The 21403-nt window shown below is 70.4% G+C and carries 13 protein-coding genes; 5 read left to right on the top strand and 8 right to left on the bottom strand.

What is annotated here, in order from left to right; genetic code table 11:
• Positions 1-14 precede the first annotated feature (14 nt).
• Positions 15-6308 carry a type I polyketide synthase gene (locus G6O69_RS18340; protein WP_172304797.1) on the top strand — a complete coding sequence of 2098 codons (6294 nt, stop codon included), beginning with the start codon at positions 15-17 and terminating at the stop codon, positions 6306-6308.
• A gap of 131 nt (positions 6309-6439) precedes the next feature.
• On the opposite strand, the gene G6O69_RS18335 is transcribed toward G6O69_RS18340, so the two are convergent.
• Positions 6440-6760, bottom strand: coding sequence for a hypothetical protein (locus tag G6O69_RS18335; RefSeq protein ID WP_172304796.1), 321 nt, complete (start codon positions 6758-6760; stop codon positions 6440-6442).
• A 438-nt stretch (positions 6761-7198) separates the two neighbouring features.
• Here G6O69_RS18335 and cysD point away from each other — a divergent pair, with 438 nt between their 5' ends.
• From cysD to G6O69_RS18320, 3 genes are all read left to right on the top strand, one after another.
• Positions 7199-8104 carry a sulfate adenylyltransferase subunit CysD gene (cysD, locus tag G6O69_RS18330; RefSeq protein ID WP_172304795.1) on the top strand — a complete coding sequence of 302 codons (906 nt, stop codon included), beginning with the start codon at positions 7199-7201 and terminating at the stop codon, positions 8102-8104.
• Positions 8104-10050: a bifunctional sulfate adenylyltransferase subunit 1/adenylylsulfate kinase gene (locus tag G6O69_RS18325; protein ID WP_172304794.1), complete on the top strand. Its 1947-nt coding sequence runs from the start codon at positions 8104-8106 to the stop codon at positions 10048-10050. Before cysD ends, G6O69_RS18325 begins: the two co-directional genes overlap by 1 nt.
• 125 nt (positions 10051-10175) lie before the next feature.
• Positions 10176-11504: a cytochrome P450 gene (locus G6O69_RS18320; RefSeq protein WP_172304793.1), complete on the top strand. Its 1329-nt coding sequence runs from the start codon at positions 10176-10178 to the stop codon at positions 11502-11504.
• Between the two features lie 10 nt (positions 11505-11514).
• On the opposite strand, the gene G6O69_RS18315 is transcribed toward G6O69_RS18320, so the two are convergent.
• Complete coding sequence (locus G6O69_RS18315; RefSeq protein WP_176396938.1) at positions 11515-12294, bottom strand: hypothetical protein; 780 nt, start codon at positions 12292-12294, stop codon at positions 11515-11517.
• On the opposite strand from G6O69_RS18315, the gene G6O69_RS18310 reads away from it, so the two are divergent.
• Positions 12293-12436 carry a hypothetical protein gene (locus G6O69_RS18310; protein ID WP_172304791.1) on the top strand — a complete coding sequence of 48 codons (144 nt, stop codon included), beginning with the start codon at positions 12293-12295 and terminating at the stop codon, positions 12434-12436. The two genes, G6O69_RS18315 and G6O69_RS18310, sit on opposite strands and share 2 nt — an antisense overlap.
• 24 nt (positions 12437-12460) lie before the next feature.
• Here the strand turns inward: G6O69_RS18310 and G6O69_RS18305 are convergent, their stop codons facing one another.
• From G6O69_RS18305 to cas1, 6 genes are read right to left on the bottom strand one after another with little or no spacing between them, the layout of a single operon-like run.
• The gene (locus G6O69_RS18305) at positions 12461-13498 is read right to left on the bottom strand and encodes a hypothetical protein (protein ID WP_172304790.1); all 1038 of its coding nucleotides are present in this window, start codon (positions 13496-13498) and stop codon (positions 12461-12463) included.
• Positions 13495-16398, bottom strand: coding sequence for a type I-U CRISPR-associated helicase/endonuclease Cas3 (gene cas3u / locus G6O69_RS18300; protein ID WP_172304789.1), 2904 nt, complete (start codon positions 16396-16398; stop codon positions 13495-13497). The genes G6O69_RS18305 and cas3u overlap by 4 nt, the downstream gene beginning before the upstream one ends.
• Entirely contained in the window at positions 16395-18095 is a 1701-nt protein-coding gene (csb2, locus tag G6O69_RS18295; RefSeq protein WP_172304788.1) for a type I-U CRISPR-associated protein Csb2, read from the bottom strand. Before csb2 ends, cas3u begins: the two co-directional genes overlap by 4 nt.
• A gap of 14 nt (positions 18096-18109) precedes the next feature.
• On the bottom strand, positions 18110-19309 hold the full coding sequence (gene cas7u / locus G6O69_RS18290) for a type I-U CRISPR-associated RAMP protein Csb1/Cas7u (protein ID WP_172304787.1): 1200 nt from the start codon (positions 19307-19309) through the stop codon (positions 18110-18112).
• Positions 19310-19326: 17 nt separating this feature from the next.
• A complete protein-coding gene (gene cas2, locus G6O69_RS18285) occupies positions 19327-19626 on the bottom strand; it encodes a CRISPR-associated endonuclease Cas2 (protein WP_172304786.1) in 300 nt (99 codons plus the stop codon).
• A 1-nt stretch (position 19627) separates the two neighbouring features.
• Positions 19628-21295 carry a CRISPR-associated endonuclease Cas1 gene (cas1, locus tag G6O69_RS18280; protein ID WP_176396937.1) on the bottom strand — a complete coding sequence of 556 codons (1668 nt, stop codon included), beginning with the start codon at positions 21293-21295 and terminating at the stop codon, positions 19628-19630.
• Positions 21296-21403 lie beyond the last annotated feature (108 nt).

Here is a 21403-nt window from a genome sequence, read left to right as displayed (position 1 = left end):
CCCCTCACTGCGCCATGACAGAAGCAAACGACAAGGTCACCAAAGCCCTCCGCGCGTCGCTCAAGGAGGTCGAGCGCCTGCGCAAGCAAAACAAGAAGCTCGCGGCCGCCGCGAGCGAGCCGATCGCCGTGGTCGCCATGGCCTGTCGCATGCCCGGCGGCGTCGAGACCCCGGAGCAGGCCTGGGCGCTGCTCGACGAGGGCCGCGACGCGATCACGCCGCTGCCCGAGGATCGCGGCTGGCCGGTGGCCGAGCGCTACGATCCCGACCCCGAGCGCGTAGGCGCCTACTACACCACCGGCGGCGGCTTCCTCGACGGCACCGACAAATTCGACGCCGCGCTCTTCGGCATCAGCCCGCGCGAGGCCGAGGCCATGGACCCCCAGCACAGGCTGCTGCTCGAGCTGTCCTGGGAGGCTCTCGAGCGCGCCAAGCTGGCGCCCATGAGCCTGCGCGGCAGCGACACCGGCGTGTTCGTGGGCGTCTGCTACCACGACTTCGAACACGTCGGGCCGACGATCCAGGAGGCCAGCGACGGCTACAAGGGCCTGGGGATCGCCTCGAGCGTGGCCTCGGGGCGCATCGCCTACACCTTCGGCTTCGAGGGCCCGGCGCTGAGCGTCGACACGGCCTGCAGCACCTCCTTGGTCGCCGCTCACCTCGCCTGCCAGGCCCTGCGCCGCGGTGAGTGCAGCCTCGCGCTCACCGGCGGCGCGACGATCTACGCCACCCTCGAGCCCTTCGTGCTCTTCAGCCGGCTCAAGGCCCTGTCCCCCGACGGCCGCTGCCGAGCCTTCTCCGACCAGGCCGCCGGCGCCGGCTGGGCCGAGGGCGGCGGCGTGCTCGTGCTCGAGCGCCTGTCCGACGCCAAGGCCAAGGGTCACCCGATCCTCGCGCTGATCCCCGGCTCCGCGATCAACCAAGACGGGCGCAGCCAGGGCCTGACCGCCCCCAACGGCCCCTCGCAGCAGCGCGTGATCCGTCAGGCCCTCGCCTCGGCCAAGCTCGAGCCCAGCGAGGTCGACGCGGTCGAAGCCCACGGCACCGGCACCGGCCTCGGCGACCCCATCGAGGTCCAGGCGCTCCAGGCCACCTACGGCCGCGCACGCCCGCCAGGCACCCCGCTGCGCCTGGGTACGCTCAAGTCCAACATCGGCCACAGCCAGGCCGCCGCCGGGGTGCTGGGGATCATCAAGGTGATCCTCTCGCTCCAGCACGAGCGCCTGCCCAAGACCCTCCACGCCGAGACCCTCTCGCCCCACGTCGACTGGGACGAGGACGAGGTCGCGGTGCTGCGCGAGGCCGTCGACTGGCCACGCGGCGAGCGTCCGCGCCGGGCCGGGGTCTCGTCCTTCGGCATCTCGGGGACCAACGCCCACGTGCTCGTCGAGGAGGCCCCGCTCGCTCCTGCTCGGGATCGGGATCAGGCTCAGGATCAGGCGGTCGGCTCGACCCCGGCCCACGCACATCCCCTGCCCCTGCGCCTCTCGGGCCACGACGCGGCCGCCCTCGACGAGCACGCCAAGCGCGTGCGAGCCTTCGCCGCGGCCACCCCCGAGCGCCCCCTCGCCGAGCTCGCCGCCGCGCTCCACACCACGCGCACGCACCTCGGCCAGCGCGCCACGGTCATCGCCAGCTCGACCCAGGAGCTCGTCGACACCCTGACCGCCCTCGAGCGCGGCGAGCCAGCGCCGCGCTTCGTGTCCGGGCGCGCCGACCTCTCCGGCAAGGTCGTGTTCGTCTTCCCCGGCCAGGGCTCCCAGTGGCCGGACATGGCCAAGTCCCTGCTCGCCAGCGCCCCGGTGTTCGCCGACGCGATCGCGGCCTGCGATCGCGCCCTCGCCCCCCACGTCGACTGGTCGCTGCTCGACGTGCTCCACGGCCGCCCCGGCGCCGCCGCGCTGTCCCGCGTCGACGTGGTCCAGCCCGCGCTCTTCGCAATGATGGTCGCCCTCGCCGCGCTGTGGCGCAGCCTCGGGGTCGAGCCCGACGCGGTCATCGGCCACTCCCAAGGTGAGATCGCCGCGGCCTGTGTCGCCGGCGCGCTGAGCCTCGAGGACGCCGCCAAGATCGTCGCGCTGCGCAGCCGGGTGATCACCTCGCTCGCTGGCAGCGGGGCCATGGCCGCCACCGGCCTCTCGGCCGAGGCCCTCGCGCCTCGCCTCACTGGCTACGGCGACCGACTCAGCCTCGCCGTCGACAACGGCCCGGCCTCCACGGTGGTCTCGGGTGATCCTGCCGCCGTCGACGAGCTCGTGGCCGCGCTCGCGGCCGAGGACGTGTTCGCGCGCCGGGTCCAGGTCGACTACGCCTCCCACTGCGCGCACATCGAGTCCGTCCGCGACGAGTTGCTCGCGGCCCTGGCCAGCCTCGAGCCCAAGCCCGCGGCGACGCCGATCATGTCCACGGTCACCCAGGCCTGGGTCGCCGGCGAGACCATGGACGCCGACTACTGGTATCGAAACCTGCGCCAGGCCGTGTCCTTCGCCGGCGCGACCACGGCCCTGCTCCGCTCGGGGCACCGCTTCTTCGTCGAGGTCAGCCCCCACCCGGTCATGCCCGTGGCGCTCGCGGGGATCTTCGACGCCGCCGGCGTCCAGGGCCTGAGCGTGCCCACGCTGCGCCGCGAGGACGGCGAGCTCGAGCGCGTGATGCTGTCCCTGGGCGAGCTGCTCAACCGCGGCTGCGCCTGCGCGATCGAAACCCTGTGGCAGGCGGCCGCCCCAAAACCCATCGCGCTGCCCACCTACCCCTTCCAGCGCCAGCGCTTTTGGCCGCCGCCCCAGACCGGGCACACCGCGCTCGCGGCCACCGGCTTCGATCCGGTCGACCACCCCCTGCTCGTGGCCACGACCACCCTGGCCAGCGGCGACCTGCTGTTCACGGCCCAGCTCGACCCCACCAAGGCCGCGTGGTTGGGCGAGCACGCGGTGTTCGGCCACACGCTGATCCCCGCGACCGCCTTCCTCGAGCTCGCCCTCGCAGCCACGGACCAGGTCCAGGTCCAGGCCCAGACCGGCGCGCTCGACCTCGAAGAGCTCACCCTCGAGGCGCCGCTGATCGTCCAGGACGCGCGGGCGATCTTCGTCCAGCTGACCGTGGCCAGCCCCGACGAGGCCGGCGTCCGACGCCTCGCCATCCACGCTCGCGTGGGCGACGACTGGGTCCGCAACGCCTCCGGCAGCCTCGTCCCCGCCACGGACCCGAACGCGACGCTCGACCCGGCCGCCAGCGACGGCCTGCGCGACTGGCCGCCCGCCGGCGAGGCCCTGTCCCTCGAGGGCTTCTACGCGGCCGGCGCGGCCCGAGGCTTCCGCTATGGGCCCAGCTTCGAGGGCCTGCGCGAGGCCTGGCGCGACGGCGATCAGCTCCACGCCCTGGTCGAGCTGCCCGAGCGCCCCGAGGCCGGCCAGGCCGGCGACTACCTGCTCCACCCCGCGCTCTTCGACGCCGCCCTCCACCCCCTGGCGATGCTCGAGGCCAGCCGAGACGGCCAGGCCTACCTGCCCTTCTCGTGGTCCAACGCCCGGCTGTTCGCGACGGGCGCCTCGACCCTGCGCGTGACCCTTCGCCCTCACCCCAGCGTCGCCGGCAGCTACGCGGTCCAGGCCGTGGACGCCGCCGGTCAGCCGGTCGCCCGCGTCGACATCCAGCTGCGCGCCATGTCGAGCGCCAGCATCATGGACACCATCGCCCGGGCTCACCTGCCCCACCTACGTCAGCTGCGCTGGCAGCCGGTCGCCCTGGGCAGCGAGCGCGCGCGACCGGACGCGCTGCTGACCACCGGCCGCCCGCTCGCCCTCGAAGGCGTCGCCCACTACGCGAGCTTCGAGTCCCTGCTCGCCGCGAGCGAGGCGCCGCAGCACCTGCTGCTCTCGGCCCTCCCCGACGCCGAGGACCCCGCCAGCACGGATCCCCTCGCGCTCACCCGCGTCGTCGCCCGCGCCCTCGCGGCGCTGCTCGACGACGAGCGCTTCGCGGCCACCCGCGTCTGCCTGCTGACGAGTCGCGCGCTCCAGGTCGCGGCCGACGACGACCCCCAGGGCCTCGCCGCGGCCGGCGTGTGGGGCCTGGTCCGCAGCCTCCAGACCGAGCACCCCGAGCGCCGGATCGAGATCCTCGACATCGACGTCGACGTCGACGAGCTCGATCCGGAGCTGCTCGCCGCGCTCGTGGGCGCGGAGCAGCCCCAGCTGACCCTGCGCCGCGGCCAGGCCTACGCCCCTCGCCTCGACGGCGCCTCGGCCTCGGAGGCCCTCGAGACCGCCACGCCCCTCGACCCCGCGGGCACCGTGCTGATCACCGGCGCCTTCGATGGCCTCGCGGCCCTGGTCGCCAAGCGCCTCGTGAGCGAGCACGGCGCGCGCCACCTGCTCCTGGCCGCCCACGCTCCAGCCGAGACCAGCGTCGGCCCACACCCCGCCGAGGCCCTCGCCGAGGCCCTGCGCGACCTCGGTGCCGAGGTCGCGCTCGCGCGCTGTGACCTCGGTGCCCGCGAGGCCCTCGCGCAGCTGCTCGACGCCATCGATCCAGCCCACCCGCTCACCGCCCTCGTCCACCGCGACGCCCCGCTCCCACCGAGCTCGCTGTCGGCCATCGACGATCACCTGGCCGCGGCCTTCCGCCTCGGGGTCGAGGCCCTCACCCACCTCGACGCCCTGACCCGCGCGCGGCCGCTCGTCCACTTCGTGCTGCTCTCGTCGAGCTGCGGCACCCTGGGCGCGCCCCGTCGCGCGCTGCGGGCCAGCCTCGACACCTGGCAGGCGGCCCTGTGCGCCCACCGGCGCGCCCTCGGCCTCCCGGCCACCAGCCTCGCCTGGGGCCCCTGGGCCGATCCCGACGGCCCGACGGGCGATCCCAAGCTGCGCCAAGCCGGCGTCCAGACCCTCTCCGCCCTCGAGGTCGGCCACCTCTTCGACGCCGCCCTCGCCCACCCCGCCCCCAGCCTCGTCCCCTTGCGCCTCGACGCCAGCCGCCTCGGCGAGCGCACCCGGGCGCCGCAGGTCTTGCGCCACCTGATCCGCGAGGCCCCGCGCGCCGCGAGCAACGAAGCCCGCTCGTCCTTCGCGAACGCCCTCGCCCGGCTCGGGAGCATGACCGAGCAAGAGCGCGTCCCCGTGCTGGTCTCGCTCCTGCAGCACGAGGTCGCCGCCGTCATGAGCCTCGCCCGCCCCGAGGACGCCGCCCCCGACCGCCCCTTCCGCGAGCTCGGCCTCGACTCGCTCATGGCCGTCGAGCTGCGCAACCGCCTCCAGGCCAGCTTGGCGCTGCACATCAACACCGCCGACTTCTTCACCCACCCCACCCCCCTCGCCCTCGCCCAGCACTACGCCGCGCAGGTGCGCACCACGACCGCGAGCGCCGACGCCAGCGACGACGACGGCTCGATCCTCGGCAACATCCGAGAGTGGCGCAGCTACAGCCCGACCGCCGCCGGCCCGGCCATCGGCTTCATGCAGATGTTCCACGACGCCCTGCGCTCCCGCCAGAGCGAGGAATTTTGGAACCTGCTGAGCACCCTGGCCAAGATCCGCAAGCAGAGCCAGGCCCTGCGCGAGCACGATCACCAGCCGCTCTTCTTGTCCCGCGACGAGCGCGAGCTGGCGATCTACTGCACCCCCTCGCTCGCGGTCCCGTCCACGCCCCTGCAGTACACCCGCCTCGCCGACGCCGTGGGAGATCGCGTCGAGCTGTGGGCCGCCGCCAACACCGGCTACGCCCCCGACGAGCGCCTGCCCTCCGCGCGCGAGGACCTGGTCAGGCCGCACGTCGAGCACGTCCAGCGCGCCTTCGCCGACAAGGACCTCGTCTTGCTCGGCTACTCCTCCGGCGGCTGGCTGGCCTTCGAGATCGCCGCCCAGCTCGCGGCCGAGGGCACCCCGGCCAAGGCGCTGATCCTGCTCGACGCTCCCCACCCCGACGAGATGCCGCTCTACGCCGTGCCCGCGTTCATGCTGTGGACCGTGCGCTACTACATGCAATACGACTCGTCGAAGGCCGCCCTGGAGAACTTCCTCCAGGAGGTCACCGCGATGCACAACAACGTCTCGATGTACGCCTCCTTGGCCCTCGGCAAGCTCGAGCTCCCGACCTTGTTCGTCCACGCCGTCGACGGCTACGACTACGAAGACGGCTCGGACCCGACCTTCCTGCACCCGCGCGAGTCGTGGCCCAAGCACTTTGGCGACCTCGACTTCGAGACGATCCACGCCACCCACTTTCACCTCGTCGCAGAGCGCCACGTCGACGAGATCGGCGAGATCATCAAGGCCTGGCTCGAGCGGCGTGGCCTGACGCGCGCCGGCTGAGGCCCGCGGCTCGCGGCCCAATTGCAAAGAGCCCTCTCGATCGAGAGGGCTCCCAGTACTGCGCGACAGTTGCTACGCGACAGTTGCTGCGCGGCGCCCGACGGATGGCCAGGCGCGCACCTCAGCAGGGTCTAGGTCTTGACGTAGACGATCTGCGAGGGCTCCGCGTCCTCTTCCTTGGGCAGCGACCAGGTCGTGGGATCGAAGTCCGGCGGCTGCAGGCCCATGGCCTCCCAAGCCTTGACGGCGTCGCCCCAGGCCGCGGGCACGTCGGCCTTCGACTCCGAGATGCCCGAGCGCTCCTTGCCCGCGACCCACAGGACGGCGGTCATCACACCGCGCATCAGGGCGTTGGGGACCACGGTCACCGAGCCGAGCAGCCCGGGGTTTTCCGTGTCGTTCTTCAGCGACTCCGCGAGGTACTTGCGGACCGTCGAAGGGGGAGGCGACATCTTCTCGATGATGCCAATGATGTAAACCCGCGTCCCGACCGAGGCAGCATAGTCAGCCCATTCAGCACGGAATTTCAGAAAGACATCATAGACAGGAATCGTGAGTTCGCCATCCGTGAATGTGAACATCAACGGAAAATGCCGGGCATCGACAACTGCGTTGCACTTATCGCTTTTGACAAAGATGAAGTCACGATCCGGTCGTTTCATCTGGCCTCTCGCTCTCTCCTGGGTTGAGTTGAACACCGTTGCCCAACTCTTTTGAAACGGCAACGAAAGCGGTCGGAACGCTACCACCACGGCGGAGCGGCGCGCAAGCCCTTTCCAGCGCGCTCAGAGCCCATTGCGCGGCATCCTCGGCATGAGGCAAAACGCCCCAAGCCCCTTTTGTGGGGCACCCTTCCGCACCCGACCTCCAGCGAGTACCCTCCGCCTCCGATGGACGCCCGCCGTCTCACGCACCTACGCCAACTCGAAGCCGAAAGCCTGTTCATCATCCGAGAAGTCGTCGCCGAGTTCGAAAACCCGGTGATGCTGTTCTCGATCGGCAAGGACTCGATGGTGATGCTGCGCCTCGCCCAGAAGGCTTTCTGGCCGGGTCCGCTGCCCTTTCCGCTGCTCCACGTGAACACCACGTGGAAATTCCGCGAGATGATCAGCTTCCGAGATCAGCTCTGTCGTGAGTCAGGTCTCGAACTCCTCGAGCATATCAATCAAGATGGTGTTCGCGAAGGTATCAACCCCTTCGACCATGGCGCGGCCTACACGGACATCATGAAGACCGACGGGCTCAAGCAGGCCCTGACAAAATACGGTTTCGACGCGGCATTTGGTGGCGCACGACGCGACGAGGAGCGCTCCCGGGCCAAGGAACGCGTCTACAGCTTCCGGGACCGAAACCACGCCTGGGACCCGAAAAATCAGCGCCCGGAGCTCTGGCGGCTCTACAACGGCCGCCACAAGAAGGGCGAGAGCATCCGCGTCTTCCCACTGTCCAATTGGACAGAGCTGGATGTCTGGCAATACATCCACCTCGAACAAATACCGATCGTCCCGCTCTACTACGCGGCAAAACGCCCCGTCGTCGATCGTGATGGAACATTGATCATGGTCGACGATGATCGCATGCGACTGGAGCCCCATGAGCAGCCCAGCATGCAAATGGTGCGCTTTCGCACCCTTGGCTGCTATCCGCTGAGCGGCGCGATCGAGTCCGACGCGACCACTGTGCCTCAGATCATTCACGAGATGCTGACCACCACCGTCAGCGAACGCGCCGGTCGCGTCATCGACCGCGACGAGGACGCCTCCATGGAGAAGAAGAAACGGGAGGGTTACTTCTGATGGCCGTCGAGCACCGCAGCTACCCCTTCCCCGCCAAGCCGCCCGCGGCCGAAGATCGCCCCGTCAGCAGCCTGATCGAGACGATCCCCGCCCCCGACAGCAGCGACCAGGAGACCCTCGAGTTCCTCGCCGACTACGAGTCGCGCACGCTGCTGCGCTTCGTGACCATCGGCTCCGTCGACGACGGCAAGTCCACGCTGATCGGCCGGCTGCTCTACGAGACCGGCGGCGTGTTCGAGGACCAGCTCGCCGCGGTGACCAGCGGCGAGGGTGAGGGCGAGGAGGTGATCAACTTCGCCAACCTCACCGACGGCCTGGTCGCCGAGCGTGAGCAAGGCATCACCATCGACGTCGCCTACCGCTACTTCGCGACCAAGCACCGCAAGTTCATCATCGCCGACACCCCGGGCCACGTGCAGTACACGCGCAACATGGCCACTGGCGCGTCCACGGCCGACGCCGCGATCATCTTGATCGACGCCCGCCTCGGGGTCCTCCAGCAGTCCCGGCGCCACGCCTACATCGCCAACTTGCTCGGCATCCCGCACCTGCTGGTCGCGGTCAACAAGATGGACCTGGTCGACTTCGACCAGGGCACCTACGAGGCGATCGTCGCCGAGTTCCGGGCCTTCACGGGGCAGCTGGCCTTCGCCAAGGTCGAGTTCTTCCCGGTCAGCGCGCTGCTCGGTGACAACGTCGTCGCGGCCTCGGACAAGACCCCGTGGTTCGCGGCCGCCGGCGGCAAGCCGATCCTCGAGCACCTCGAGACCATCGAGCTGGCCAGCGCCGGCGACGAGGATCGCCCGATCTTCCCGGTCCAGCTGGTCTCGCGCCCGAACCTCGACTTCCGCGGCTACGCGGGGACCATGGCCGCCGGCTCGCTGCGCCCCGGTGACGCGATCAAGGTCCTGCCCTCGGGCAAGACCAGCAAGATCGAGCGCCTGGTGACCTGGGACGGGGATCTGCCCGAGGCCTTCGCCCCGATGTCGGTGACCCTGACCCTCGCCGACGAGATCGACATCAGCCGCGGCGACGTGATCACCCGGGTCGACAACGACCTGCACGTCAGCCGGCGGCTCCAGGCCACGCTGGTGTGGATGCACGACATCCCGCTCGAGCCCGGGCGCCAGTACCTGATCAAGCACATGACGAACCTGGTCTCGGGCACGGTCGTGGCCGTCGACCACCGCGTCGACATGGACACGCTCGAGCGCGTGCCCACCCAGACCCTGGCGCTCAACGAGATCGGCGACGTGACCTTGAGCCTCAACCGGCCGCTGATCCTCGACGACTACGTGCGGGACAAGACCGCCGGCTCCTTCGTGATCATCGATCGCGTGAGCAACGTGACCATCGCCGCCGGGATGATCCGCGGCCACGGCGAGGACTACCAGGACGACGGCCGGGCCGTGGCCGCGGCCCTGAGCGCGGAGGAGCGCGCCGCTCGCTTCCGCCAAAAGCCAGCCGTGCTGTGGATGACCGGCCGCGCCGGCACCGGCAAGATCGTCGTCGCCCGCTCCCTCGAGCGCCGGCTCTTCGACGCCGGGCACCAGGCCTATGTCTTCGACCCGCGGCGGATCAGCCGCGTCGAGCGTCAGGCCCAGGGCAAGGCCCTGGACTTCCTGATCGACGCCGCCGAGCTCGCCGCCGACTCCGGCATGCTCGTGATCGTGGCCTTCACCTCGCCGGCGCGCAGCGATCGTGACCGCGCCCGCGAGCGCCTCGGCGAGCGCTTCGAGTTCATCGAGGCCTTCTTCGACGCCGAGCTCCCGACCTGCCGCAGCCGCCTCGAGGCCCTCGGCCGCGACCCCGAAGAGGCGAGCTACGCCTACGAGCCGCCCGATGACCCCGACGTGATGGTCGACGGCGACGAGCTCGATATCGAGCGCGAGGTCGACCGGCTGATGCGGGCGCTGGAGCGCCGCGGCATCATCGAGACCATCTGATCCCAGCTCGCCCACGGCGAGCGGACGAGCGAGAGGCCCACGCAGCGACGTGGGCCTCTTTTTTTGCGCGTCCAGCTCGGACGAGACGACGAGCCCTCCTGACACCCGCTGCTAAAATCGCGCAGATGGGTACGCTCCCTCCAGGATCCCGGGCAACGCTGCGCAACACCTACCACTCCGCCCTGCACCCCTTCGAGTTCATGGCGAAGATGCGCGCGCGCTACGGCGACCCCTACTCGCTCTCGACGCTCAACGGTCAGGTGGTGGTCACCGCCGAGCCCGAGCACATCCGCGAGCTCTTCACCTACAGGCAGGTCGAGAACTTCGACGTGTTCGCCAGCTCGTCGGTCGCCGCCATCATCGGTCGGCACTCGCTGCTCTTGCTGACCGGCGAGGCCCACCGCCGCGAGCGCAAGCTGCTCAACCCGCCCTTTCACGGCGAGCGCATGCGGGCCTACGGCGAGGCGATCATCGCGGCCACGCGCCACGCCATGTCCGCGCTGCGTCCGGGCGAGGGCTTCCGGGCCATCGAGCGCACCCAGGCGATCTCCCTCGAGGTCATCATCCGCGCCGTGTTCGGCGTCGACGATCGCGCGCTGATCGACGCGCACATGCGGGCCACGGCCGCGACCTTCGACGCCGCCAAGCCGGTGTTCTTCTTCGCCAAGGCCACCCAAGTCGCGCCCTTCGGCCTCGGCCCCTGGGCCACCTACAAGGCCCGCTTCGAGGCCGCCGACCGCCTGCTCCAGGACCAGATCGATCGCGTCCGCGACACGGCCGAGTCCCGCGCAGACATCCTCTCGATGATGCTCTGCGCGCGCTACGAGGACGGCTCGCGCATGTCCGACGCCGAGATCCGCGACGAGCTGCGGACCTTGCTCCTCGCCGGCCACGAGACCACCGCGATCACCTTGGCCTGGGCCCTCGACGCCGTCCACCGCCACCCGGAGGTCGAGGCCCGGCTGCTCGACGAGCTCGACGCCCTCGGCCCCGACCCCGCCCCCGAGGACATCGCCAAGGCCCCCTACCTCGGGGCCGTGATCGACGAGCTCCTGCGCATGTACCCGCCCGCCGAGATCGTCTCCCGCAAGCTCGGCGAGCCGTGGCACTTCGCCGGCTACGACCTGCCCGCCGGTATCACCGTGATGGCGGCCGTCGCCACCGTCCACTACCGCCCCGACCTCTACCCCGAGCCCGAGCGCTTTCGGCCCGAGCGCTTCCTCGAGCGCAAGCCCGGCCCCTTCGAATACCTGCCCTTCGGCGGCGGCCAGCGCCGCTGCATCGGGGCGGCCTTCGCCCACTACGAGGCGCGTCTGGCCCTCGCGACCATGCTCCGCGAGTGGACATTCGAATTGCGCGAACCGGGGCCCGTGGCCATCACCCGGCGCAACGTGACCTTGGGCCCCAAGACCGGCGTGCGCATGGGCATGGTCGGCCCCCGCTCCGCGCGTTAGCGGCTCGAGCTCAGCCAAAGCAGCAGGTGTAGATCAGGTCGGCGTCGGAGCTCCCGCAGATCTCTTCTTGGAGCGCGCAGGTCGTGAGCTCCGCGCCATCCTCGAAGCAGATGCAGCCCTCGGCGTCACACTCGACCGAGTAGAGGGGATCGCCCTCGCAGTCGATGCTCAGCTCGCACTCTTGCGACTCCTCCCCGACCCCCGCGGCCACGGTGCACACCTCTGGCTCGCAGGCCGCCTCCTGCTCGGCCTGGCAGGGGTAGGGCTGCGGCTCCTCGAGCATCATCTGCTCGACCTCCCCGCAGGTCAGGCCGCCGATGCACTCCGTCAGCGCCTTGCCGGCGTCGAGGCACTCTTGGTCATCGGAGAAGCCCCCGAAATACTCGACGCAGCTCTCGAAGCAATCGATGTTGTCTTGGCCGCAGCTCTCGAACAGCTCGCAGGCCGTGGTGCACAGCGCCTCGGCCTCGGGGTCGATCTCCTCGTTCCCGCCGGTGGTCTCTTCGTCCTGCCCCTCGGTGCCCTCGTTTATCGGGTCACCCGACTCCCCCGGCTCCTCCTCGCCGGTCTCGGTCTCGTCTCCGGTCGTCGACTCCGAGCCCGTGTCGGTCTCGTCAGTCGTCTCGTCAGCGGTCTCGTCGACCTCCTCGCCTTCGTCCTCGGCGGCCACGTCGGGACAGGCAGTCAGCAGCAGGGGGAGCGTCATGGCCGCAATGAAGGGGCCAAGCTTGTGGATCAAGTCAGTGGTCACGGCGGAGTAGTCTCGGCCGACCGCGAGTGGTTCACTCATGCCCGCGCCAACCTTGACGACCTCGACCTCGACCAGCGAGCTCTCCGCGCACTTCGCCGCGACCGGGACCTTGCTGGCCTATCGCATCCCCGCAGATCTCGACCGCGACGCGCTCGCGGCTCGGCTACAGGCGATGGCCTGAGCGCGGCGTGGACCCGAGCTGGGCTCAGTGTCGCGTCGGCCGCGAGAAGGCCCCGTAGCCGCCCTGCTCGGAGCGGGAGATCCGGCAAGTCAGCACCTCCACCCCGCGCGGCAAGCTGCGCAGCGCGCTGGCGGAGGGCTTCTCGCAGACGGCGGGGTGACGCAGCAGCGAGCGCACCAGGTCTTCACCGAGCGGCCGCGGCCACAGCGGATAGCTGAAGCGCCCGTCCTTCCAGCGACCCTCGACCCCGCCCGTGCGGATCCCCCACCGCCTGCCCGCGCTCGAGGGCGCGCTCGACAGCAGCACCAGCCCGCGCAGCGCCAGCCAGTCCGCGCCCGGCGTGCCGAGCTTTTGATCGCTCGAAGGGTCGATCGCCCGCAGCGCGTAGGGACGGTCTTGCGTGGGACTCCAGCTGAACACCTTGAGCTGGCGATCGTTGGGCCACGGCCCAAACACCGCGGCGCGCAGGTCCTCTCGGTCGACCCCGCGCTCGCGGGGCTTGCTCCCGGCCCCGTGCATGAGCTCGTGGGCGATGGTCAAAAAGCGCTGCTGCCCGGCGGTGAAGTGCAGCGCGAAGGGCTTGGCGTTGCCATTGTTGTCGGTGGCCACGTCCGTGAGCACCGCCGCCGCCCAGTCCACGCTGCGCCGCGCCCCTGGCTCGGCCGCGGCGATCCACTCCTGCGCGACGCGTCGAAAGTCCGCGGGCTTGGGCTTGAGGTCCCGGACCTGGTTGCCCTTGTCGTCCGCGTAGGAGAAGGCCAAGAAGGGATCCGGCCCGTCTTCTTCATGGTCACGGTCACGGTCACGGTCATGGTCACGGCCGCGGCCCGCGAGGGCGTCGAGGTCGGCCTGGAGCAGCTCGATCACTGCGTCGCCATCGGCCAGCGCGCTGCACAGCACCGGCACCGGTATCGCCGCGTCGAGCTCGAAGTACATCGCGGGCTCGGGCTCCCCCGCCCGGCGAAGCTGCTCCGTGAGCGCGGCCAGGCAGCCCAGCGCAGCCAAGAAGCCCAGCGGGTCCTGGGCGTCGAGGCCAGTCAGGCGAATCTCGTGGGTGCTCATGACGGCTCCTTCTTCGGTCGCAGCGTTGGCCTGGCGCTGGCGCGATGGTCTCCGAGGCGCAGCAGCGCCTCGAGGTAGGCGAGGCCGTGCCAGCCATAGCGGCGACACAGGCGACGAAAGCGGGCCGCGCAGGCGCTCGTGAACGCGTCGTCGAGGGCCGCGGTCGAGACCTCCGCGGTGATGCCCGCGACCTCGACCCTGACCCGCTGCGGCTTGGGGTCGCGGGTGGTCGGCGCCCAGGGCCGGCACCAGCCGTGGTGGCTGGCCACCAGGTGGCGCACGAGCTCGAGGTCGCTGGCCTTTTGTTGCAGCGCCTCGCTGGCGTCGAGCAGGGCCAGGGAGACCAGCTCGTGGCGCAGCCCCAGCGGCCAGCCGCTGCGCGCCTGCGCCCGCGCCCGCTCGCTTCGCGAGCCAAACTGCTGCGACTTCGCCAGCAGGCCCGAGCCCGCCGCGCGGATCAGGTCTCCCCCGCGCAAGAGCGCCTGAAAGCGCGGATCCGCCTTGCCCAGATCGTGGAGCAGACCCGCGAGGGCGAGGTCTCGGGCGAGCGCCTCGGGCAAGCCTGCCTGCCGCGCGAACTCGCCGGCCCAGGCCTCCACGTCTTCGAGGTGATCCTTCAGCGAGACCTCGAGACCCGTGAAGGACGAGACCGCGTCCTCGCTCGAGACCTCGAGCGCCACACCTTGGGTGGGCTCGACGACCACCCGCCACACCAGGCCCTCCTCCCCCTCGGCGATCGTCAGCGCTCGCGCCTCGGGCGTCGACTCGCCGATCGCCGTCAGCAGCGCTCGCCATGACGCCGAGAGCTCGCCCGCCTCGCCGAGGGCCGGCGCCCGCTCGACCAGGTCGACCAGGTCGACCAGGCCGTCGAGCCAGCGCCCCGCGACCTCGCGCGCAGCCTCCAGCGCCTCCGGATCCCCCGAGCGCGAGGGCGCAGGCAAGCCCTCCCTCAGCGCGGGCGGCAGACAGCGCGCGTCGATGCGCAGCCGAGCTTGCCCGCGCAGCGCGAACAGGGCCTGCTCCGCGACGTCCTCCACGGCTGCGCTCGCGGCGGGGTCCCAGGTCCCGCTGCCCAGGCCCCCGCGGCCCGCCGGGACGACGACCGTATCGCCGACCCCGAGCGTCTCGACAGCCACGCTCTCGAGGCCCTCGGCCGTCCACCGCCACGCGAAGCCCTGCTTGCCCAGCCAGTCGACGAGCTCCCTCCTGGGCACGCTCACCGCCTCCTCGGCGACCGGCGGCAAGAACTCCACCGCCTCCCTCGCCCACTCCAGCTCCCGCCCGCGGGGCTCGGCCAGCGGCGCGGGGACATCGGCCCGAAACACCACCTGAACGTCCCGCTCCTCGTGCTCGCGCTTGCCGTGCAGCCACAGCGCGGGGTCTGGATCTGGGTAGGGCGCCGGTCGGGTCTCCGACCACATGTCGAGGTAGCTGGGGAAGAGCAGCGGGGCCTCGGCGCGCGGGGGCAAGAGCGCCTCGCGTCGCGCCGGGTCCTCGAGCTTCTCGAGCTCTTCGAAGGCCGAGAGTCCAAAGTCGACGACCTTGGCCTTGCCCTCGCTCGACGCGACCTCCTCGAGGTACGCCCAGGTCTCGCGCAGCGCCGCGCCATAGATTGGGTCGTCGGCGGCCTTGCTGCCCAGCTGATCGCTGCATCCCAGCACCCAGGCGGCCGTGTGCTCGTGCCTCCCCAGGCGATTGAAGCGACCAAAGCGCTGGCGCAGCGCATCGAGACTCGCGACCTCGGTGACCAACGCGTCGAAGTCGAGGTCCGCCCCAGCCTCGATGCAGCTGGTTGCGACCACGAAGGTGGGCCTGCGCTCCTGATCGAGCCTCACCCCCGTCGCCACGCTCCGCGCGAGCTCGGCCTCCACGGCGCGACGCTCGAAAGGCCGCATGCGCCCGGTGATCAGCAAGACCTCACCGAGCTTCATCGCCTTCAGGCGAGCCGCGATCCGCCTGGCCGTATCGACGCGGTTGACGACCACGCCGATCCCCCGCGCCCCCCTCTCCTGCACGGCCTGGCGCGCGTGCTGACAGGCGGCCAGCGCCAGCTTCTCGCGGTTGCGCGCGCGCGCGTCCGGCTCCTTGCTGCGCGCGGTCTTGACCTGGACCAGGCTCGCCAATCGCGGGGCATTCAGACGCTTTTCGAGCTCGGGGTGCGCACGGTCGTCATCATCCAGGACAAAACGAGCGCGCGCTGGGTCTCCGCCCGGCGTCGCGCTCATGCGCACCACCCCAAAGCGCCTGCCCGTGTCCTCGCCGCGCGCTGCCCAGCCCGCGTAGCGATCCTCGAGCTGCGCGAGGGTCTCCTCGAAGGCCGTGGCCAGGTGGACCTCATCGAGGAAATAGAGCGTATCCCGAGCGAGGATCCCCGCGTGGATCGGCCGCATGCCCTCGCTGACGCCGTAGCCACGAAAGAGCAGGCGCGAGCCGACCTGATCCACCGTGGACGCGATGATCGTCGGCTGGTCGGGGGCCTGGATCCAGCTGTCGTCACGCGGGATGCCGCCGCGCAGGTGGGCGACGTGCAGCGCGGCCGCCTCGGGGTCCGAAGACAGCGCGCGCAGGCGCTCGGCCACCTTGGCGCTGATCGCCTTGTCTGGATCCGCGGAGTTCAAGGCGTCGAGAGTCTTCTGCGCGAAGCCATCGACCTGGTCGACGATGATCCGCCGATCCACCACCAATGCGATCCGCCGAAAGCCCCGCTGAGGATCCATCGCCAGGTGAAAGAGCGCGATCAACAAAACGGAGGTCTTGCCGACGCCAGTGGGCAAGTCCAGCAGCGCTGGCCAGCCCTGAGCTTGCACCTCGCGCAGCAACCGACGCTGCCAGGGGAAGGGCTCGAAGCCGGTGACCTCGCGCATGAAGGCATCGAAGTCCTCGGGTCGCAACGCGGTCATCGCCCACCTCCAAGCCCAACGCCAAGCCCACCTCCGAGCGGACGAAACAGACCGAGGCCGCGATAGCGCCCCGCCCCGAGCAGCACCGGGCCGCTGACCGGATGCTCGAAGCGCAGCCGGACGTGCATCGGCGGCCGCGGATCGTGGCCCTTGCCCGGGCGACGGCGGATGCTCCGAGCCGCGATCGAGCCGCGAAAGAAGGGCGAAGGACTGAGCTCGATCTCCACCGGCGCCGGCAGCCCGATGCGCTCACAGGCCGCACGGATCGACGCATTCGCCCTGGCCACCGCGCGCTCGCGGTGCTTGCGAAAAGAGCCGGGGTGATGGTCGAGGATCATCGGCGTCGCGCTGGCCCAGACCCTGCTGGCCTTGGTCCAGGTGCGCTCGCGCAGGTTGTGGCTCTCCGGCCTGTCCACGCAGCGCTCGAGCGTCCACACGCCGTAGTCGCCGTCCTTGCCGAGCTTCAGCCACGCCCGCGCCTGCTTGCGCATGCCGTCGTGGGCCGCCTCCCAGCGCGCGATGGCGGCGTAGAGAGGCTCCAGCGCGTCGAGCTCGAGGCCAGCTGGGGGGATCAGCGCGACCCCCAGGAGCTCGCCGTTGCCGTAGCCGCTGCCCACGAAGGGCAAGGGCACCACCGCGAGGTGGTCCCCCTCGAGCGGCAGGTCTCGCTCGCCGTGACCGGAGATCAGCGCTGGCGTCGAATCTCCCCCGTGGCTCATCAACGCCGCGCGGACCGTGTTGGCCACGATCTCCGTGGCCTGCATGGGCAGCCGCGGCCCGGCGACGCGGCGCAGGACCACGAAGTGCCGGGCAAAGCTCGACCTCGAGCGCGGTGAGAGCGGCCGGTGCTCGCGGTAGCGGGCGATCGCGTAGGGCATCACCCGCTGCTCGCCAAAGGGCTCCGCCGCGTGGAGCTCGTCGAGGGCGTCGAGCTGCCCCGGCCGAACCCAGCGCAGGCGCGCGTCGTCCTCGTCGGCCTCTTCGTCTGCGCCGCGCGGCACCCACCTGGGCGCTGGCGCGTCCGCGGTCCAGCACGCCGCCACCATGGAGCTCGAGTGGCCCACGCGGACCAGCGCCGCGGCCAGAGCGTCGAGACCCTCGCGCAGCGCAGGCTCCGGGTCCTCGTCCCAGACGAAGTGGATCACCGGATCGTCGGGCGTGACCGAAGGGAAGGTTCGCTGCTGCTTGGTCCGGCTCGCCGGGAGCACGTGCTCGATCGCGTCTGTGAAGTTCTTGCCGAGCTTCTTGTCCTCGGCCCCGGCTCGCTCATAGGCGGTGCGCAGCGCCTCGTTGGCCTTGGCCAGCGCCTTTTGGGCCTTGTCCGCGGCCTTCTTGGCCTTCGCATCGGGCGTCCCCTCGCCACCAGCGAGCGCCACCAGCTCGCGCTGCGCCGCATGGACCTTGACCCACGCCTTGTGCACCGGCGCCCCGTCGCTGAGCGCCTTGTCATTGACCGGGACGAAGTGCGCCTTGACGTCGCGGCGGGCCGCCTCCGAGAAACACAGCTGCGGCGGCGGCAAGGTCTCGAGCCAGCGCAGGGCTCTGTCTCCCCCCTGCGGCCGACCGCCCTCGTAGTACGCGGCGACCAGCGCCGAGAACACCCGCGCCGGGTGGGGCGGCCACTCGGCGCGCTTGCGATCATTGAACTCCGAGGCCACGTAGCGGCCCGTGAGCAGCTCGAGACGAAGCGCCAGCATCGTGCGGCTCCAACTCAGGCTTCTTCGGCGGTGCCAGCTCGATAGGCTTCGCGGCTGGCCGTGATCAGCTGGATCAGCTTGGGCATCGGCTCGAGGTGGACCTCGTCCTCGGCCCAGTCGACCCCCTGAGCCTTGGCCGCGTTCACGGCCTCGGCGTAGAGAGCGAAGGCCTCGTCCACCGAGATCGAGAGCGCCTCCACGCTGCCCTCGGCGCTGACCAGCTCGAGGCGCGCGGGGCCCTCGGGGACGAGCGAGCAGCGGCTGCGAAAGTCGTAGCCCTCGCGGCGCTGGAGGACGACGCAGAGCACGCCCAGGGCTGCCAGCAAGGTCCGCGCGGCGTCGGTCTGGGCGTCGCTCCAGTCGCCGAAGCGCAGGCGACGGAGGGCGGGGAGCGAGAGCACGGCCGTATGCAGGGCGTAGGTGAAGGTCACGCCGCCCGACTCCTCGTCGCGGGTGGGGGCGATGTTTGAATGGTTGACCTCCGAGGGGCGCTGCTTGGACTTGCCGGACTCGTCGACGCTCCAGTCGTCGGAGTTCTCCTTGGGGATCGTCAGCCGCACGCTCGCGGAGCTCTGGAGCGGGTCGATGCGGCTGGCGACCTTGGCCCCGGCCTCGAAGTCGACGCCGACCACCTCGCTGACCAGCGCGCGCTGGAACTTGTTGCCCATGCCGCCGCGCGGTCCCGTCGAGTCCCAGGCACCAAAGAGCAGCGCCGTGGGACAGTGCGCCAGCATCGAGCGCGCGTCGGCCGTGTTGGTCTCGGTCAGCTGACGGCCCAGTGTCGAAGCGCGGAAAGCCTCGCCCCCGAGGGTGCTGTCGCGCATGATCGCGTCATAGACCCGGTGCGGCGCCTCGAGGGTGCTCAGCAGGCCGAGGTCGGGGAAGTGCGGCCGGAAGTCGACGGCGATCAGCGGCACGCTGGCCTGCCCACGGCGCCGCGCCTCGAGCAGCGCGAGCTCCATGCGGTTGGCCTGCGAGGCCACCGAGTCGAGGAGCACCGTGGGCTTGCGCTCCCCATCGATGACCCGCTGCTCGCTGGCGTAGCGGGTCTCGTGCTTCTTGCCGTCCTGGCCCTCGGCGTAGGTGGGCGGGAAGACCTTGTCGCCGGGGCCACCGGCGGGCTGCAGACGCGCGCGCATGCGCAGGGCCGCGCCGCTGCCTTGTACGGCCTTGGTCAGGAGATCGAGGGAGAGAGGGGTCGCGTCGGTGCTCATGAGTGTGGACTCGTGATTCAGAGGATCAGGGCGCGCTTGGTCTCGACCGCGAGCGGTCGGCCTACGCCTTCGTGCGTGGGGAGCTCGAGCTCGTGGCGCCCGTGGGCGCGGCCGAGGTCGAAGAGCAAGATTTGATCGTGCTCATGGTGAATGACGTGACCGAGCTGGCGGAGGAGCTCGGCCTTTTGGAGGCCATCGAGCTGGGCGAGGAAGACCGAGTACTGCACGGGTTGACCAAAGTCGCGGACGATGCCGTGGACTCTGCGCAGGCGATGCTCGCTGCTTATATCGTAGGTAATCAGATAATGCCTGCGCATGTCAACGTGTCCACATTGCAGAATATTCGTCAATCTCGCCGAGCAAGAACTTGCCGAGTATGCGGACCTCTAGTTCCAGAATTCGGCGATAGGACATGCGGTAGTCGAAGCGGGGGTGGCGGGTCTCCTCGCGCGCTCGCCGTTCGTGGGCGCCAATCAGCTTGCGCCTCCCCACGTCGTTGAGATAGACGGCCGACGAGCCAACGCTGAAGTCTTCGCGCTCGATTCCGCCCGTGGACAACAATCTCAGCACCGCCGTGTCTGCCCAGGCCGGGCGAAATGGCTCGATCAGATCCAGAGCCAAGGCCGGGCGCCCCGGGATCATCGAGTGAAAGAATCCGAGCATGGGATCCAGACCCACGCGGCCGATGGCCGCGATCGCCTCGCGGGCCAGGAGCGTGTAGGCGAAGCTCAGCATGGCGTTGACCCGATCGCGTGGCGGTCGCCGTGAGCGGCCCGCGAGATCGCCTCGCCAGGCCGGCGGGAGCAGCTCCGGGAGCGCACCAAAGTAGGTCCGTGCGGCCTCCCCCTCGTGGCCACGGAGCACCTCGAGGTCGGCGCAACGCTCCGCCCAGCGCAGCGCCGGCTTCATCCGCTCGATCGCAGCTCTGAGCGGGGCGCCATCGTCATCGCCTTGGCGAAGCCCTCGACGGAGCACGGTCCTCTGGTTGCGGATCTTGGCGATGACCAGCCCTCGCGCGACGCTCAGGCAGCGCTGCTCGTCATCGGCCGCGCGGTATTGGGCTCTGCGCATGCCAACGTTGCGCGTGGCCAGGGGCTGGCTGATCCCCAAGAGCGTGCCGGCGCCGGTGTGATGCGAGATCCCGATGCCCTGGCGCAGCAGCCCAGAGAAGGTCTGCGCGGTGACCTGCGACGGCCCGAAGATCGACAAGTGCGAGATGTCCTTGAGCAAGACGCGTACATCTTCACCGTCGCGGGTCTCGATGCGCAAAGCCTGACCATCTTTGCGGACCACCGAGCCGGGGGAGGTCACGTGGACTACGCTGCGCTCGTCTCTGGCGATCGGCAGCCGCCGCGGTGCGGCTTGGTGCTCGAGCAAGGCATAGTGCTCGTCCGGAAGGCAGACGCCATGCAGCGAGCAACCAGGGCACTTCGGGCTGTCGCGCAGCGGCGCTGGAGGTGTCGAGAGCTCGGTGACCTCGCGCGCGCGCCGGATGACCGCGTGCAGGAAACGCTCGAGTTCCTCGGACCACTCGAGGGTCACGGAGGTCCGAGATCGTCGATAGTAGATTCTGCCCTCGGAGACCTCGAGGCCGAGCTCGCGCAGCATCGCCATGTAGAGCCCGAGCTGCGCCGTGTCGGCGGGCCAGATCCCCTCGGGGAGAGCCATGTCCTGCCACTGTTGCGGTCCCGGTCTGGGAGCCTTGCCGTGCTTGGCCTCGACGACGATGGCGCGATTGTCCTCGACCTCGAGGAAGTCGATCTTGCCGCAGACGCCCAGGTTGGACGCGTTCGATTCGAGGGTCCGCGGCAGCTCGGGCCAAGGCGGTGGTTCTGGGGATTGTGTAGACTTGCGCGAGCGTCTGCCTCTACGAGCGGCGCGCTCGTGCTCGGCGCGACCGGTGACGGTATCGGCAGAGTCGACGAAGATGCCCTGGACGTGTTCGAGGTGGAACAGGCGTTCGCAATAGACCAACTCATTGCACATTCGAACGGGGATTAGCTCGGCGTTCGGGTTGGGCGGGATGAACTTGGGGGATTGCATGCGTTGGGCTCGCTGGGGGGAGTGAGCGAGGGGCGGGGATGGATCGAGGGG

The organism is Pseudenhygromyxa sp. WMMC2535, from assembly GCF_011083025.2.
This window is presented reverse-complemented; position numbering and strand designations above follow the sequence as displayed.